Origin of the sequence: Paenibacillus gansuensis, from assembly GCF_042684925.1 — a bacterium.
Classification (GTDB): domain Bacteria; phylum Bacillota; class Bacilli; order Paenibacillales; family DY6; genus Paenibacillus_N; species Paenibacillus_N gansuensis.
Genome location: NZ_JBHUME010000019.1, coordinates 41,322 through 57,417 on the forward strand (window position 1 = coordinate 41,322; position 16,096 = coordinate 57,417).

Annotated in this window: 13 protein-coding genes and 1 pseudogene; 12 read left to right on the top strand and 2 right to left on the bottom strand. The window is 48.7% G+C overall.

Features of this window, described 5'->3' with window-relative positions; all coding sequences use genetic code 11:
• The first annotated feature begins 181 nt into the window (after positions 1–181).
• The 5 genes from yycF to ACFSUF_RS23105 are packed head-to-tail and all read left to right on the top strand — an operon-like array spanning position 182 to position 5,590.
• Complete coding sequence (gene yycF, locus ACFSUF_RS23085) at positions 182–907, top strand: response regulator YycF (protein ID WP_377607046.1); 726 nt, start codon at positions 182–184, stop codon at positions 905–907.
• A complete protein-coding gene (gene walK / locus ACFSUF_RS23090) occupies positions 907–2,748 on the top strand; it encodes a cell wall metabolism sensor histidine kinase WalK (protein ID WP_377607047.1) in 1,842 nt (613 codons plus the stop codon). The genes yycF and walK overlap by 1 nt, the downstream gene beginning before the upstream one ends.
• A complete protein-coding gene (locus ACFSUF_RS23095) occupies positions 2,748–4,028 on the top strand; it encodes a YycH family regulatory protein (protein ID WP_377607049.1) in 1,281 nt (426 codons plus the stop codon). Before walK ends, ACFSUF_RS23095 begins: the two co-directional genes overlap by 1 nt.
• Before the next feature lie 15 nt (positions 4,029–4,043).
• Positions 4,044–4,793 (top strand): two-component system regulatory protein YycI, encoded by a 750-nt coding sequence (yycI, locus tag ACFSUF_RS23100; RefSeq protein ID WP_377607051.1) that lies wholly within the window; start codon positions 4,044–4,046, stop codon positions 4,791–4,793.
• Positions 4,784–5,590 carry an MBL fold metallo-hydrolase gene (locus ACFSUF_RS23105; protein ID WP_377607053.1) on the top strand — a complete coding sequence of 269 codons (807 nt, stop codon included), beginning with the start codon at positions 4,784–4,786 and terminating at the stop codon, positions 5,588–5,590. The genes yycI and ACFSUF_RS23105 overlap by 10 nt, the downstream gene beginning before the upstream one ends.
• On the opposite strand, the gene ACFSUF_RS23110 is transcribed toward ACFSUF_RS23105, so the two are convergent.
• Positions 5,577–5,765 (bottom strand): hypothetical protein, encoded by a 189-nt coding sequence (locus ACFSUF_RS23110; protein ID WP_377607055.1) that lies wholly within the window; start codon positions 5,763–5,765, stop codon positions 5,577–5,579. The two genes, ACFSUF_RS23105 and ACFSUF_RS23110, sit on opposite strands and share 14 nt — an antisense overlap.
• Before the next feature lie 168 nt (positions 5,766–5,933).
• On the opposite strand from ACFSUF_RS23110, the gene ACFSUF_RS23115 reads away from it, so the two are divergent.
• From ACFSUF_RS23115 to ACFSUF_RS23145, 7 genes and pseudogenes are all read left to right on the top strand, one after another.
• The gene (locus ACFSUF_RS23115; RefSeq protein WP_377607057.1) at positions 5,934–7,163 is read left to right on the top strand and encodes a S1C family serine protease; all 1,230 of its coding nucleotides are present in this window, start codon (positions 5,934–5,936) and stop codon (positions 7,161–7,163) included.
• A 149-nt stretch (positions 7,164–7,312) separates the two neighbouring features.
• The gene (locus ACFSUF_RS23120) at positions 7,313–7,480 is read left to right on the top strand and encodes a CxxH/CxxC protein (RefSeq protein ID WP_377607059.1); all 168 of its coding nucleotides are present in this window, start codon (positions 7,313–7,315) and stop codon (positions 7,478–7,480) included.
• Between the two features lie 365 nt (positions 7,481–7,845).
• Complete coding sequence (gene rlmH, locus ACFSUF_RS23125) at positions 7,846–8,325, top strand: 23S rRNA (pseudouridine(1915)-N(3))-methyltransferase RlmH (protein WP_377607061.1); 480 nt, start codon at positions 7,846–7,848, stop codon at positions 8,323–8,325.
• A gap of 69 nt (positions 8,326–8,394) precedes the next feature.
• Positions 8,395–8,997, top strand: a complete 603-nt coding sequence (locus tag ACFSUF_RS23130; RefSeq protein ID WP_377607063.1) for a class I SAM-dependent methyltransferase — start codon at positions 8,395–8,397, stop codon at positions 8,995–8,997.
• Positions 8,998–9,214: 217 nt separating this feature from the next.
• A pseudogene (locus ACFSUF_RS23135) lies at positions 9,215–10,455 on the top strand (MFS transporter).
• Positions 10,456–11,024: 569 nt separating this feature from the next.
• On the top strand, positions 11,025–12,812 hold the full coding sequence (locus ACFSUF_RS23140; protein ID WP_377607065.1) for a diguanylate cyclase domain-containing protein: 1,788 nt from the start codon (positions 11,025–11,027) through the stop codon (positions 12,810–12,812).
• A 103-nt stretch (positions 12,813–12,915) separates the two neighbouring features.
• On the top strand, positions 12,916–13,512 hold the full coding sequence (locus ACFSUF_RS23145) for a cupin domain-containing protein (protein WP_377607067.1): 597 nt from the start codon (positions 12,916–12,918) through the stop codon (positions 13,510–13,512).
• A gap of 89 nt (positions 13,513–13,601) precedes the next feature.
• Here the strand turns inward: ACFSUF_RS23145 and ACFSUF_RS23150 are convergent, their stop codons facing one another.
• Positions 13,602–15,872, bottom strand: coding sequence for an AraC family transcriptional regulator (locus ACFSUF_RS23150; RefSeq protein ID WP_377607069.1), 2,271 nt, complete (start codon positions 15,870–15,872; stop codon positions 13,602–13,604).
• Positions 15,873–16,096 lie beyond the last annotated feature (224 nt).

Consider the following 16,096-nt stretch of genomic DNA (forward strand, 5'->3'; position numbering starts at 1 on the left):
TCGCAGCTGTCTAAGCCGCGGTGTTTCTTGTTTTTGGAGGAAAAATAGGGGGCTGGGGTCATTAGTAGTCAGTAGCTTAGTATGTTAAAATACAGCTATGGGCTTGCCGGGGGATTTCCCAGGCGGTACGAGCGTTTGAACGAGCGTAAACAACATAAAGACAGAAGGCGGTGAATGCAGGATGTACGGCAAGATCCTCGTTGTGGATGACGAACAACCGATTGCGGATATTCTGAAGTTTAATTTGGAGAAGGAAGGCTATCAGGTGATTTGCGCCTTTGACGGCGGAGAGGCCGTAGAACTCGCATTCCGGGAAGAGCCTGATTTGATATTGCTAGACTTGATGCTTCCGGTAAAGGATGGCATGGATGTATGCCGCGAGGTGCGCTCCCGTATGGATATTCCGATCATTATGCTGACGGCAAAGGATTCGGAGATTGATAAAGTGCTGGGGTTGGAGCTAGGGGCGGACGATTACGTTACGAAGCCTTTTGGCACGAGAGAGCTGCTGGCCAGGGTAAAAGCGCATCTGCGCAGGCAGACGAAGGCGACCGCACAAACACAGCAGGAGGAAGCCCAGCGCCCGGTGAACGGCATCCGGATCCATAACCTGATGATCGATACGGACATGTATATCGTATATAAGGACGGCGAGCCGCTGGACCTGACCCATAGAGAATACGAGCTGCTGTATTACATGGCCAAGAATGCGAGCAAAGTGATGACGCGGGAGCACCTGCTGCAAGCGGTATGGGGGTTTGAGTACTTCGGCGACGTGCGTACGGTGGACGTAACGATCCGCAGGCTGCGGGAGAAGATAGAGGACGACCCTAGTAAACCGGAGTACATTACCACGCGGAGAGGACTCGGGTATATGATGCGCAGCCCTAAAGCCGGTGGGTTCTGATGAAAGGGCTTCGTTTTCTTCAGACGATCCAGCTGAAGCTGATTATCATTTATGTACTGCTGATTTTGATTGCGATGCAGCTGATCGGGGTGTATTTTGTTTCGACGCTGAAGCATTCGTTAATCACCAACTTTACGAACGACCTGACGAAGCAGGCGGATTTCCTGTCCGTGTATATCGGGCCGAAAATTGCCGAGAGCATGAACCAGGATAAGACGAAGAAACCCCGGAGCGGGGAAGATCTGAACCCGTATGTACAGGATTTGCTCAGCATCGGGGAAGCGGAGATTCAAATTATTGATGCGAACGGAATCGTTATCGCCGTGTCGAAGCAGATGCAGCAGGCCTATATCGGGCAAAAGGTAACCAAAACGCTCGTCAGCCGTGCGCTTCAGGGGATCAAAGATAACGAAGAGGAAATCGTCGATGCGGACAACAACCGCAAAAAGGTCATTGCCAAGCCGGCATTCGATGAAAGCGGACGGATCGTCGGTGCGGTGTACCTGGAAGCATCGATGAAAAACCTCTACCAGGATATGGACGATATTAACCGGATTTTCATTTCCGGCACATTGTTCGCTCTGGTGCTGACCGCGCTGCTGGGTGTCGTGCTTTCGCATATGATTACCAATCCGATCAAGGAAATTACGAAACAGGCTACGGCTGTAGCAGAGGGCAACTTCGAGCAGAAGGTGAAGATTCTCGGCAGCGACGAAATCGGGCAGCTGGGCGAAGCGTTCAACTACATGACGAACCGGCTGCAGGAGGCCTTGTCGATCAATGAAGAAGAGAAGGAGAAGCTGGCTTCGATTCTGACCAATCTCTCCGACGGGGTTGTAGCGACGGACACGCTGGGACAAGTCATCCTGATGAATCGGCGGGGCATGCAGATGCTCAAAGTGAAGCCGGGGCGCGCGGAAGGCTCGCTGCTCTCCGGGCTGCTGGGCATGGAGCCGGCGGTGCTGGCACCGTTCCTTAGCGGCGGATTGGAGGCCTCCGTGGTGCGGCTCACGCTGCATCCAGAGGAGGAGCCTCTAATCGTGCGCGTAACGTTCACTCCGATTCTGAGCCGCGAGAAAGGCGTCACCGGCGCCATTGCGGTGCTGCAGGATATCACGGAGCAGGAAGAGCTGGAGCAGTCACGCCGCGAGTTTGTAGCGAACGTATCGCATGAGCTGCGCACGCCGCTCACCACGATCAAAAGCTACCTCGAGGCGCTCGACGACGGCGCCGTGGAGGATCCGTCGCTCGCGAAACGCTTCATCGGCGTGACGCGCAACGAAACCGAGCGGATGATCCGGCTCGTTACGGATCTGCTGCACCTGTCCAGGCTGGATTCGCGCAATGCAGCGATCCAGCGGGTGAAGACCGACATGATCGAGATGCTCGAGGAAGTGGCGGACCGGTTTTCTTTTCAGCTGAAGCAGAAGTCGATCAGCATGCGCATTATCCGCGAAGCGGGCGTGGGGACGGCTTCTATCGACCGCGACCAAATCGATCAGGTGCTCGACAACTTAGTGTCGAACGCTATCAAATATATGCCGGACGGCGGAAATATTGAGCTGTCGGCTCGGCTGCCTGAAGCGGGAATCGTCGAGATCGCCGTCAAGGATACCGGTATCGGGATTCCGAAGAAGGATCTTGGGCGGATTTTTGACCGCTTCTACCGGGTGGATAAAGCCCGTTCGCGGAATATGGGCGGTACGGGCTTAGGCCTGTCGATTGCCCGGGAAATTGTGAAGGCTCATGGAGGCACGATCTCCCTGGAGTCTGAGGTGAATCAAGGCACGAAGGTCAGCTTCACGCTGCCGGTTGCAGCGGAAGGGAGCGTGACGGCCTGATGAAAGAGAAAGCGAAATCGGTACTGCTTGCAGTGCTGGTGCTGTTGAGTCTGCTGCAGAGTTACTTTTTGGCCTATAACTTTCCGAATTTCAGCATTACGAACCAGCCGGAGAGCGGCTATATCCGCACGGATTTACAGGGAACAGAGGAAACCGCGGAGAATTTGCTGCAGCCGGACGAAATGATTTTGCATTTCGGCTTGGACAAGCACACCGTGCTGTATCCGGAGACGGAGTTTTATAACCTGATTTTTCAGCGGCTCAAAGGGCGGACGTTTGACGGATTCCAGCGATTGTCTATTCTAACTGTGGACTGGAGTGAAATCCGCAAAACCTTCAAGGGTGTGGAGATCCGGTTCAATAAAGGAATTCCCATGAATCTCCTAGCGAGAATGATGCAAATTCAGGGAGACACGGCGTTGGAATCTGATACAATTAACCGTATCTGGATTTATATGAAAGAAAATAAAGAAGAGGTTCGCACCCTGTTCGTGAACGATACGGGATCGGCGATCTATGAATCTACGAAAGCCGATTTGACGGTGAAAGACGTAGAGGAATTCGTAGGTTTCGGGGAATTTAAGACGCCTTATGCAACAGAGTACGGGGAGTATTACCTGCCTTCAGAACCGCTGAAAATTGTGAAATACCGGATTCCTTACGACCAGTTTACATCCGACCAAATGCAGCGGAGCCTGTTCCCGGACCCTGGCATTACGCGCAATTTGCCGGAGAAGGACGGTTCGGTCATCTATACGGACAGCAAAAGAGGGCTGAGGGTCATCAACAAATCCAAGTGGATTACCTACACGGACCCGATTGCGCCTGTAGACAGCAGCAATAACGTACTGGAGAACCTCTATGCATCGGTGCAGTTTGTGAACCGGCACGGGGGCTGGAACGGCAAGTACATTCTTCACGAGACCGGCGGCAGCGAGGCGGACGGCAACAACCGGTTCATGTTCCAGCAGTATTACGGGCCTTATCCGATTATTTCGGACGAGGGAGCGTCGTTCGGGTATATGCGGTTAACCGCTCAAAAGGGCGTAGTTTCCGCGTACGAGCGGTCCTTGATCAACCTGGATAAGCCGGTCACCGAGAAGACACAGCTGGAGCTGCCCGGCGGCAAGGAGCTGCAGGACCGGCTGCTTAACCGCAAGCTTCCTTCTCCGGTAAGAGATCTGTATCCGGCTTACGTGCCGACCATTACGGAAAAGTACGTAGAGCTGCGCCCGGTCTGGGCCGTGGAGACGGCGGACGGCGAGAGGCACATTTTGTAGCAAAGGAGATGGGGTATGGATTGGGGCAAGGCCAAAACAGTGCTGATTCTGTCCTTTCTGATGCTTAATGTGCTGCTCGGCTTTCAGCTGTGGAACGATTACAAGGAGACGAGGTCGAGCCCGTCCTTCAACGGACTGACAGAGGACATTCAGGCGATTATGCAGCAGAAACAGATCCGGTTGGGATTAGACACGAAAATTCCGAAGGAAACGCCCAGCCTGCAGATTACCGTCACGTTCAATCAGACGGTGAGTACGGAGCAGCAGGTGCCGTTAGATCCGCAGATTGAGACGAAGGCGGTATTTAACCGAAAGCAGCTGGAAAAGGCGCTTCAGGGCAAGGCGGAGCACACGGAACATTACGAGCTGGATCCCGTGACGAGCGGAGGCGGCGTGTTCGTCCTGCAGCAGATGTACGGCGGGTATCCGCTTTTTGAAATGAAAATGAAGCTCTATCACGAAAATCAGAAAATTACCGCATTCAGCCAGAGTTATGCCGATAAACCTCTAGGGAACGGGGAACCGAAACAGCAGGTGCTGTCCGCTTACAAGGCGGTCGGGCGTGTCATCGAGAATTATTTGCCGAACGGGTCCGCGATTCAGGATGTGCGGCTCGGTTATCACGGCCAGTCGTTTAACTCCCCGGTACAGGTATTGGCTCCGTATTGGCGGATTGCGATTGAAGGCGGGGGCATTTATTATGTCCATGCCATCAGCGGGGCTGTGGAAGACCCGTCGCAAAAGGAGAAACAAGAATGGGAATAAGATTCAGCGTGTTGTCGAGCGGATCCACGGGGAATGCAACGATTGTGGAGACCGAAGATGCAAAGCTGCTGGTCGACGTCGGCTTTAGCGCGAAGCGCATGGAACAGCTGCTCAGCGAGCGTGACGTGAATGCGGCCGATATAGACGGGATTCTGGTAACGCATGAACACTCCGACCATATTAAAGGGCTTGGGGCGTTCGCACGTAAGTACGATCTGCCGGTCTATGCTAACGAGAAGACATGGGAAGAACTGAATAAGCAGATCGGCAAAATTGCCGAAGACAAGGTAAAGGTCATGGATACCGGGGAGATGAAGGATTTTGGCTCTCTGAAAGTGGCGTCGTTCGGGATTTCCCATGATGCTGCGGAGCCGGTCGGGTATTCTTTTTATCACGAAGAAGAGAAATTAAGCCTGGCTACCGATCTTGGGTACATGAGCGGCAAAGTGAAGGAAGCGATTATCGATTCCGATGTGCTGGTGCTGGAGTCGAATCATGATGTGGGCATGCTGCGCATGGGGAAATACCCGTGGAACATCAAGCGGCGAATCCTCAGCGACATCGGCCATTTATCCAACGAAGCCGCCGGGGACGCACTCTGCGAGCTTTTGTCCGGGGATACGAAGCGGGTGTACTTAGCGCATTTGAGCAGAGATCACAATATGATGGATTTGGCCAAACTAACCGTGAATAACATATTAGAAGAACAGGGAATTCGCGTGCAGGAGAAAGAGGTCACGTTAATGGATACGTTCTATGACCGTCCTACGATGTGGGATACGATCAGCCGGAAGTAAAGCCGTCCAGCTGTTCGGCCCGCGCAGCGATTTCCTCTTTGGTGACGATTCCTTTTTCATTCAGCAAATCTATCAATGCATGCAACAGAAGGGACTGGTGAGCCTGGAATGTTTTCAGATCAGCCAGCTTTCCGATCATATCGACCTCGCGGAGGTGGGAGTGGACACGGTTCATTAGACATTTCCCCTTTAACGCAGTATAGTAAAATTAAAGTAAAAAATTGGTTTTTGTGCATGGTTGGGTTATAGTCTATTATAGTCTTTTGGTTTAGAAAACATTCCTATGGAGTGATAGATAAATAGATTCTAGAAGGATAGTGCCCACCCGAGGGGAGAGATGGCTGTGAGTTTCTTTGGAGATGAATTCTATACGACGAAGGTGCCCGTGCGGGAGAGACTCGTGCGTTCGATTAAAGGCCGTGCTACCAGTAGTCCCCGTATGTGGACGGTGGTGGCGGTCACTTGTGTTCTGAGCGTTTTGGTTACGGCGTTTGCGATCACTGCGATGGACGGGAAGAGCGAGGGTGCCGGGGGCAAAGCGGCGCTATCCGACCGGATGGGCATCGCCGGGAATGATAAGATTATTCATGCTGCTGCGAAGGTCAATGCTTCCGTAGTGAGCGTCATTAACCAGCAGAACGGGGATCTTGACGAAAGCGGCAACCAGGTGCAGGGGGAGTCGGCTTTGGGGTCCGGCGTTATTTTTGCAAAAGAGGGTAAAATTGCCCGGATCATCACAAACAGCCATGTGGTGGATAATTCTGCGGATCTGCAGGTTATTCTTTCCGACGGCACGCAAAAAAATGCGAAACTGATAGGCCAGGATCCGATCACGGATCTAGCGGTGTTGGAAATTGACAGCGCGGGCGTGAAGAACGTGGCGGAGCTCGGAAACTCCGAGCAGCTGCAGATCGGCGAATGGGTCATTGCCATCGGCAACCCTCTGGGACTCGGGTATTCCCAGTCTATTACCTTCGGGATCGTGAGCTCCACACACCGTGTTCTGCCGATTTCACTGAGCAATGACGGGACTTATGATTGGGAGCAGGAAGTCATCCAGACGGACGCAGCGATCAATCAGGGGAACAGCGGCGGCGCTTTGGTGAATCTGGACGGTAAAGTAGTGGGCATCAACAGCATGAAGGTCGCGGACATGGGCGTTGAGGGCTTAGGGTTTGCGATTCCTATTAATGATGCGATGCCGATTGTGAACGAACTGATTAAGCACGGAAAAGTCGACCGGCCGTATTTGGGCGTTTCCACGATTGATCTCCAGAACTATCTGGGAGAAGAAGGCAGCGAAGACTCGCCTACGGACGTACTAAAACTGCCGAAGGATGTGGATACTGGTATTATCGTGCTAGAAGCGCAGGGACCGGCCTTGAAGGCGGGGCTGCGGTTCAACGATGTCATCGTGAAGATGGACGATGTGGACATTGCCAGCGAACTGGATCTGCGTAAATACCTATACGAGAAGAAGTCCATCGGCGATACGGTGAAGATATCGTATTACCGCGAGGGCAAGCTGGAGACGGTAGATGTGGTACTGGAACAGCGGGCGGATGAGGAGTAGGCAGTAAGCCCCCAAAACCATTGCCCCGGCTGACTGCTTGTTTCTGGAATCTGCTCGTTAGGGATGTCCGCGGGAGGCTTTTTGAGGTAAAATAGGGAGTATAGTCGCATTTATTCTTCTCATCATGACAGCTAAAGCGAGGTAACTTTATGTACGTGGTATGTAAAGATCATTTGGAACTGGCAATCGATAAATTCGTGGACGAATACGAGGACGCACCGGACCTGGTGGATTTGGAATGCACGCATTTCAACCATTGGGACCCGCCGGCACATTGCGAGCAGTGTGCGCAGAAGGGCAAGTTTTTGGTGGTGTAGGGGAAATGGGGGCTTCGGCTCCCATTTTTTTGTTGTTTGGGGGGAGCTTTGCGGTGGTAGAGTTGACCAACGCTCAACCGGATATGAGTCCTTGCGGTTGGAGGTGCTGATGGTAAGGGTTACCCTTATTTGGATGCGGGATTACGCTGTTTTCGGGAAAAAGATCGTTTTGGGGGAAGGGAAGACACTCTTTTTCGCTATCTCGCTGCTGGGGCAACACCATAAGGAAAATCGCGGTCGATGAGTTAGTGTGGGGGCTTCAAAACAAGGTAAATAGAGTAATGTGGATGTGCCACAGCGAAAGGGATTTCGCTAAGGGCTGGTTACTGTATACATATAGAAACTAACTGGTGGGAGTGCTGCTGATGCAGGTTCAGATCATATCGGTGGGCAAGTTGAAAGAAAAGTACCTGGTGCAGGGCATTGCGGAGTATGCGAAGCGGCTGGGGCCGTACGTTAAGCTCGTGATGACCGAGGTGGCGGACGAGAAGGCTCCGGAGACGATGAGTGCGGCGGAGGAGGCCATTGTGAAGGCGCGAGAGGGCGAGCGTATTCTCGCGCAAGTGAAGAGCGACGCGCATGTCATTGCGCTCGCGATTGAGGGGCAGATGTGGTCCTCGGAGGAACTGGCCGCCCAGTTTGATAAACTGGGCACCTACGGGACGAGCCACATCTGCTTCATCATCGGCGGATCGAACGGACTCGCCGATGCGGTGTTGGCCCGCGCCCAGCAGAAGCTGAGCTTCGGGCGCATGACCTTGCCGCATCAGCTGATGCGACTCGTGCTGATCGAGCAGATTTATCGTGCGGTGAAGATCAATCGTGGTGAACCGTATCACAAGTAACGACAAGTTTGTTATTTTCGATAGGAAGAATAAGTGGGAAAAGTTGGGAATCGTAATGGAGGGGTATGCGTGGGAAATACGGACAAGTTTGAATTGATAGCAAATATGTATGACACTTCCGAACGAATTCAAATAGCAAAGGTAGCGTCGGAAGCCATACGTAGTTATTTAATTGATACTAAAGGCAAAAACGCAGTTGATTTTGGTTGCGGAACCGGTCTCGTAGGATTGAATTTGGTAAATGAATTTAATGCTATGATTTTTCTGGATACCTCAGAAAGCATGATGAATCAAGTTAAGAAAAAAATTGCTGATTTAGATATTCAAAATGCAGATACCCTATGTTTTGATTTTGAGAAAGAAAGTCAATCGGGGTTAGATACTGACTACATTTTTATGGCTCAGGTTCTGCTTCATATTCATGATGTTGAGTCAGTTCTATCGAGGTTATTTAAAGTTCTGAATGAGGGTGGACATTTATTAATAGTTGACTTTGATAAAAATGAAGAAGTAGCTTCAGAAATCGTCCATAACGGATTCATTCAAGCAGAGTTGAAGGACCTTATGATGAAAATAGGGTATAAGGATATTCAATCCAGGACTTTTTATACTGGAAGTAAAATCTTCATGGGAAGGGACGCGTCCATGTTTGTTCTAGACGCAAGAAAGTAAGCTTCAAAAAAGACTATCGGTGAGGATAGCCTTTATACTTGCCGTCATAGACATGCGGTGAAAGGGCTGCATTTAGGTGCTTGTATTGATGAAATACGATTGAGGTATATTTGGCGGTCAAATGGTACTCATGTTTAGATGTTTATGATGTAAAAAGGTAAACTGATAGGATTGTTCCGGTTTATCGGACATTCTACTTTGCAAGGAGCATTATCACATGAATCAGCGTTTCTTCAAACTTAACCGAACCTACGCCATGCAGCTGGCGACGATCTTTATAGGCTTTATTATTTTTGGCATATCCGAGAATGTGAAGGGACCCGCTGTTCCAAGAATTCAGATGGAATTCATGTTAAGCGAATCGCAGCTGGGTACTTTGTTATCATTGAACGCGCTAGGATACCTGATTGCCTGCTCTTTTACAGCTTATCTTACTCGTAGGCTGGGTATAAAATTTGTAAGTGTAGCCGCGTTCGGAACGATGTTGGTCGCGGGGGTTCTCATCTATTTTTCGCATAGTTATCCGATGTTCGCGTCCTCTTACTTCCTCATGTATATGGGAAATGGGATGCTAGAAATTGGTTTGGCTATCTTGAGCGCGCGGATTTTTATCCGTAATACGGGTATGATGATGAACTGGCACACGGGTTCTATGGCCTCAGCTCTACGGTGGCTCCTCTGGTGGCGACAGGATTGATGAGCGTCACGATCTACGGACATACGCTGGACTGGCGTGGCATGTATTTGAGCATGCTTTTGTTAGCCGTCATCCCGATCGCACTCACACTTGCAAGCTCATTTCCATCGGAGGAGGAGCAGGGAACGGGAGAGCGGGTTCCCATGAAGCTCATGCTGCATGACCGGGTTCTATGGCTGATGGTGGCCATTCTTACCTTCGGTGTCGTCTCAGAGCTTGCTATAGGCAGCTGGTTAGTCAACTATCTGGAGAAGGCTTATAATTGGAATACCGTAGAAGCTTCAGGGATGCTGTCAGCGTTCTTCCTGTGCTTCACACTCGCTCGACTCCTGTTAGGTGCGGTTACAGATCGAATTGGCTTTATTTTGTCCCTAATCGTGTTCTCTGGACTGTCCAGCTTGTCTACGTTCCTTGCTATTGCGGGAGGGGAAAGGGCAGCTTTCCTGTTTGCCGCATCCGGCATCGGTATCGCGATGATATACCCCACGGTCATGGCCTTCATTGCCAAAAGATATCCGAAAGAAAGCGAAACCGCCATTACGATAACGGTCACGCTCATGGGATTGGGCAGTGTGGTCGGCAACTATGTCATTGGTGCGATCACAGAGGCGGTCAAACATCTATACGAGGCGGATTCCGCCATAGGATTGTTGCGCGGGCTTCAGGCCGGATATGGCGTGATTGGGCTCTGTGCGGCTTTAAGCGTTGTGTTTGGCTGCGTGCTCTACCGAACTTTGTCTAATCGTAAAGAGCTTATTTAACGTAACAGTGACATAGATGCGGCGGCGTAGCCTTAAGCTTCCTGACCGCATCACTTATTGAAAACACCGCTCCATAGGACAACACCATCTCTACAGAGACGGTGTTGGAGTTTTTGCAGGCCACGGCTGGCATGCTTGGATCAATGGGGAACTGCTTCCGTATATAAGGCAAAAGCCGGTGAATTGTACAATCTCATGCTATACGGTCTAATCGGGCGTTGAAGAAATGGGAGGAATACAAATAAAAGTTTTTTTGAGAGTATTGGCCATGGTACTTTTCGTCACGGCAGCACAAAAGCTAATTAGAGGAGTGGTGCCCGGACTGATGTGGAAAGGATATCATTTTGCTGAATTTGGACTTTCAAATACGATGATGATCACTGTTTCAATACTAATGATACTTGTTAGCCTATGCTTATTCCGTAAAACGGACAGTAGGGATGATACTTTCAAGTAACACGTAAGAATAAGCCACTCCTGACAATGGAGTGGCTTATATTGCCGTTTGTAAAGGAAAAATGAAAATCTTGTCGAATTATGACTACTATTCGTAATATCAGGAGGTTTCCATGAATTACTTACAGGAACCTATAGTCAAGGTCGACAATCTTTTAACTTTGCAAACGAATCGCTCCCAGCGAAGATTTGCTCTCATGATCGGTGTGATTCTCTCCCTCATTTCGATGTTATCGGCTCCGTTCGCGCGCGTGCAATTATTAGAGCTGCAAGCATATCAGCCTGCTATTTTTTCAACAGTCATTTGCTTCGAGCTCATTACTGCCTACGTGCTCTATAGCCAGTTTCAGGTTAGTCGGTCGCCGTCGGTTCTGTTCCTTTTTGCAGGGTATCTGTTTTCGGGCGGAATGAGCTTCATGTATTTGTTAACTTTTCCAGGTTTAATCGTACCCGGAGGTATGTTTCATGCCAGCCCTCAGACGGCGCCTTGGCTATATTTACTGTGGCATATGGGATTCGCTGTATCGATCGGTTTATTTCTCTTCATGGAGACCAAATACAAACATGTGCAGTTGACCAGTGATCAGGCAAGAAAAATATCACTATGTACACTGGCAGCGGTTATAGCCGTCGTAAGCGGATTCACCTTCATAACGACCTACTGGCAAGAATGGCTTCCGATTCTCCTCATTAAAGGCAAACTTACCCCTCTTTTTATCTATGGATTCGGATTATTTGTTGTCGTCACCACCTTGATTACTTTGGTTTGGCTTTACCGAATGACTCGAGGCAGCACCGTGATGTCGTCCTGGTTATGTGTTGCGTTGCTTGCTTCTATGCTTGATGTAGCGGTCATCCTCTACGGCGGCGGGAGATTTAGTGTCGGCTGGTATGTGGCCAAATGGAACACGTTCGTCTGCGCCAATATCGTCCTGAGCGGGATGATCTATGAGTTTAGTAAAATGTATTTAAACATGACAACTCTGTACCAAAAGAATTCCGAGCAAAATAAAATCATCGAGAAGATGCTTGAATCGAGCCAAGAGGCGATTGTTATGTGTAACCAGGATGGCCAGGTGGTTTTTGCTAACAGGCGCTTCGAGCAGATGTTTGATAGGCCGCTAATCAGCGGACAGCAGTTAGCAGATTATTGCAAGAAGATGAAATCTTCCTACGGCACCTTAGGGGAGTTGATCCAAGGATATTTGGAACACCGGAAACCGCCTTTCCGGGAACGGGTCACGATCGTAACGAGTAAGTGGGAAACTCGATATTACGAATGTTACGTCAATCCGATCGAGAAGGAAGAAGGCGGGCTGTTGCATGGACATTTGTTTGCATTCGGGGACCGAACGGATGAAGAGCGGAGGGCCAATTATGATGAGCTGACTGGACTCCCGAATCGCAGATTTCTTGGGGAAAGACTGTTGAAGACGATGGAACGCGTGAAAAACAAAACCGGAACGTTCTCGGTGTTTTTCATGGATTTGGACGGATTCAAACAGGTAAACGACAAGCTGGGTCATACGATGGGGGACCGGCTGCTGCAGGAAGTGGCTGTCATTCTTCAGATGTGTGTGGAAGACCGGGGGCTATGTGCGCGTTGGGCGGGTGACGAATTCATCGTCCTGCTTGAGGAGATTGAAAACAACGAGCAATTGGCGGAAGTGGCAAATCGCATTATTTTATCCATTCAAGAGCTGCGGTTCATCGATGGATTCGAGATCAATGTAACGGCCAGTATTGGAGTTGCCATCTATCCTGAAGACGGCAGTGAGGGGAAAATGCTGCTGCAACATGCTGATCAAGCGATGTATGAAGCAAAACTGCGGGGAAAAAACAGATGCTGCTTCTACTCCGCTTCGATCGCCGAGGCAGCGGCATCGACAACTTCAGAATAGTTGAAGCGAGGTAAATCAGTCTGTCTGATTAATACAAGGTACCTATTCCTAACATAGGCATACGCTGATGTATCGACTTATGTTGGGAAAGGAATGACATGAAATGTATTGGATGCCTAGAACCTATCCAAGTCCGCTGTCCTTGTATGTAGTCCCCTCCTATCCTTGGTACACTCCCTTTTATACACCGGTGTATCATCCAGCTTATACAAGATATTTTCAAAACAATCCGTTGGTTCAACAGGGTTTCTTTCATAATGCCGCAAGGTTGGAATCATCGGATGGGCAAGCGGTAACCGACTATGGACAAAAACCGCTTGTAATTGATATTGAAAAAGTTACGAAACAGAACAATACGTACCGCACCGCTTTATGGACCGGCAAACATTTTCAAGTAACCGTTATGAGTATCAATATTGGAGATGACATCGGTTTAGAGGTTCATCCGACAACCGACCAATTCATACGTATCGAAGAGGGACAAGGACTTGTTCAAATGGGCGAAACGAAAGATAACTTAGACTTCGAACAGAAAGCCTATGAGGACTATGCCATTATGGTACCTGCAGGAAAATGGCATAATGTTACCAATATAGGGAATAAGCCGCTAAAAGTATACGTAATCTATGCACCGCCTGAGCACCCCTTTGGCACGGTCCACGAAACAAAAGCAGCGGCTATGGCGGCTGAAGGAAATTAGTAATATAGTTGCGAGCCTCTTTAAATTAAGAAGATGAACCCCCTAAGTTCATCTTCTTTGCATTATGTCTTTTTCCACGAAAGCACCAACTACATACTATGATCCGGCAACTTCCTAGCATTAGACCGGTATTCCGTCGGTGTAATCCCATTCAGCTTTTTGAATATTGTAAAGAAATACTTGTCATTGGCGAATCCCGAAGAGGCAACGATTTTGGATATTGGTAAAGTGGTTTCCTTTAATAGGTCCATTGCTTTTTTGAGTCTCACTTCATTAATAGTGTCGGAAACGGATTTAGACGTGTGCTTTTTATAGATTCTTCCGAGATAGAGTGAGGACATGCCCAGGCTTTCGGCGATACTTCCCAGACATAGGTTTACATCTTCATGGCCATTTTGGATCAACAGGTTGACGGTGGTAATCAACTCTTCGTGTTTTCCTGATTTTTTATCAGCGGATAAGGTCTGTATTTTTTCTAACAAATGCTCGTATTCCGAATACACGTCTGCTATCGTTTCAGCGCTGGTGACGTGAGTAATAAAGGTGTTGAGATGTACGGATAAGGAGATGCCTGCGTTTTTGTTAATTTGTTCAACAGCATCGCTGATATGGATAATGAGCTTAGACAATACCGTCTGGATCGTTGACAACGAAAAGCCTCTTGTAGACTCAATGATTTCTTTGAATATCTGTAGCGAGTCCTCATACCGCCCCAGCATCAGATTGTCCACCATGATTTTGCACGATTCTTGAGGAAACGCGTATTCTTGCGCAGATTTTAATTCCATTTCATCGCAAAAGATGATAGAGGTCTTCCCGGAATCAAATTTATAGTAGGATCGTTCTATGGCCTGCTGATATAACTTGCCTGCTTCAAAAAATAAGCTGCCGGAATTGCTTACTACAGTTGTCAATGTGAGATGCAGATAGTTCTCTACCGATTGTTGGATGTCCGCAATAGCTGCTTTGAATGCCTCAGTGGAGAGGGTTTCTGTGTTATGATCGACTTCAAGGATAAGTGCCAGCTGGTTCGGTTCCAGCTCCACAGGTTCATTCGGATACAGACTGCTCATGATTTCTGACGCGATGTTTAACAGCGCATATTTCATAAGCTTGCGGTCACCGGAGTTGTATTTATTGCAAAATTCCTGAAAATTATCGATTTGAAAAAGAACCAGCACAACCTCTGTTTCGATAGAAAAAGGAGTGCCGAACTTTTGCAGCTGGGATTCGAGTTTCTTCTCATCCAGTTCTTCGCTGAGCAGCAGTTTCCTTAGAAGGGTATGTTTAAGCTCAAAACGGTCGCTCTTGCTCTGAAACAGTTGGTTTTCCAAATGGGAAAGAACAGAATCCACCGGCCTGTAAACCATCCGCCCAAGAAACAGCGACAACACGGCTCCGGTAAGCATAATGAGCAGGGAGAAAATGATGGTCTTTACCAGCTGCTGGTGCAGCTGTTTAGTGAATTCCTGATATTGGGTGATACGAATCAATTTCCACTGCACATTGTCCAAAGAAACGTAATTGAGCAGGTATTTATTTTCGCCGATGGCTGCAGTTAAATCCCCCGAAGGTTCACCTGAACGCAGAATTTGCTTGAGGCCGGCGCTCCGCTCAACTTCCTTCACTTGGCTGTAGGTCAGGTTGCTGCTGATCACTTTGCCTGTGTGGTTTACAACCACGATTTCCCCAAGTTTCTCGGAATTGATGACCTGGATTACCTCTCGCAGCCAAAGCTCGGAAATATTGATGACGATCGCACTGTCGACCTCGCCGTTCGAACCCTTATCTACATAGATAAACGTAAAGATATCGATATAATTCCGCTCATCCTGTGGAACGTTAGGCAGCAGTATTTTTCTGGAAATGGGAATTGATTTTTTGATGTTATCCGGGTGCTTGAGCATGGATACAAGTTCAGTATCAAAAAACTCCTTCTCCGGTTGGAGAGATTGAGAAGATAGAGAGGAATAGAATGTGCTGTTATTTCTGTTGTACACGTAGATCGATTGTATGAAATCCAAACTGTTCTTAAACGTATCTAATTTTTGAATCCCCGTGACGATTTCCTTCTCATCAGGGGTGGTATCGTTAATTAAAGCAAAGACATCCGCATCTAACATAAGTTGAGACAGCATATTGCGGGCAGTATCTGTCAGAAGCTTCGCGCTGTAACTTACTTGGCGCAGGCTTTCCGTACTATAGTCATTAATTTGCTTAATGGAGTTATCCCTGGCATAGCTGTATTGAAGTGCAGAAACGATAAGAACCGATACGCTCACGATCACGGTGATGTAGAAAAGGATTTTGTAATACAGGGTTCTTTTCTTGAAAGGGTTCTTGGGAAGAACAGCAAACATTGGCAATCCTCCTGGGAAAGCGATAAAGGGATTTATCTAGGAGATACCCGTTGACGATCTGACATCTCGTGTAGAATTTAGTATATAGGCAACCTGATTGGTTTTACAATACAACATGAATGGAAGTATAAAAATCGAAGGTTGATATAAATTTCAAACCATCCCGGAGCACGAAAATACAACCTAAGATTAGTTTGTGAAATATACTTTCCTCACACGAAGTC

Excerpts from the sequence above, each read along its gene's own strand:
- ACFSUF_RS23120 (WP_377607059.1), top strand. The coding sequence starts at position 7,313 with ATGTACGTGGTATGTAAAGATCATTTGGAACTGGCAATCGATAAATTC.
- yycI (WP_377607051.1), top strand. The coding sequence starts at position 4,044 with ATGGATTGGGGCAAGGCCAAAACAGTGCTGATTCTGTCCTTTCTGATG.
- ACFSUF_RS23095 (WP_377607049.1), top strand. The coding sequence starts at position 2,748 with ATGAAAGAGAAAGCGAAATCGGTACTGCTTGCAGTGCTGGTGCTGTTG.
- yycF (WP_377607046.1), top strand. The coding sequence starts at position 182 with ATGTACGGCAAGATCCTCGTTGTGGATGACGAACAACCGATTGCGGAT.
- walK (WP_377607047.1), top strand. The coding sequence starts at position 907 with ATGAAAGGGCTTCGTTTTCTTCAGACGATCCAGCTGAAGCTGATTATC.
- ACFSUF_RS23145 (WP_377607067.1), top strand. The coding sequence starts at position 12,916 with ATGTATTGGATGCCTAGAACCTATCCAAGTCCGCTGTCCTTGTATGTA.
- ACFSUF_RS23150 (WP_377607069.1), bottom strand. The coding sequence starts at position 15,872 with ATGTTTGCTGTTCTTCCCAAGAACCCTTTCAAGAAAAGAACCCTGTAT.
- rlmH (WP_377607061.1), top strand. The coding sequence starts at position 7,846 with ATGCAGGTTCAGATCATATCGGTGGGCAAGTTGAAAGAAAAGTACCTG.
- ACFSUF_RS23105 (WP_377607053.1), top strand. The coding sequence starts at position 4,784 with ATGGGAATAAGATTCAGCGTGTTGTCGAGCGGATCCACGGGGAATGCA.
- ACFSUF_RS23140 (WP_377607065.1), top strand. The coding sequence starts at position 11,025 with ATGAATTACTTACAGGAACCTATAGTCAAGGTCGACAATCTTTTAACT.
- ACFSUF_RS23110 (WP_377607055.1), bottom strand. The coding sequence starts at position 5,765 with ATGAACCGTGTCCACTCCCACCTCCGCGAGGTCGATATGATCGGAAAG.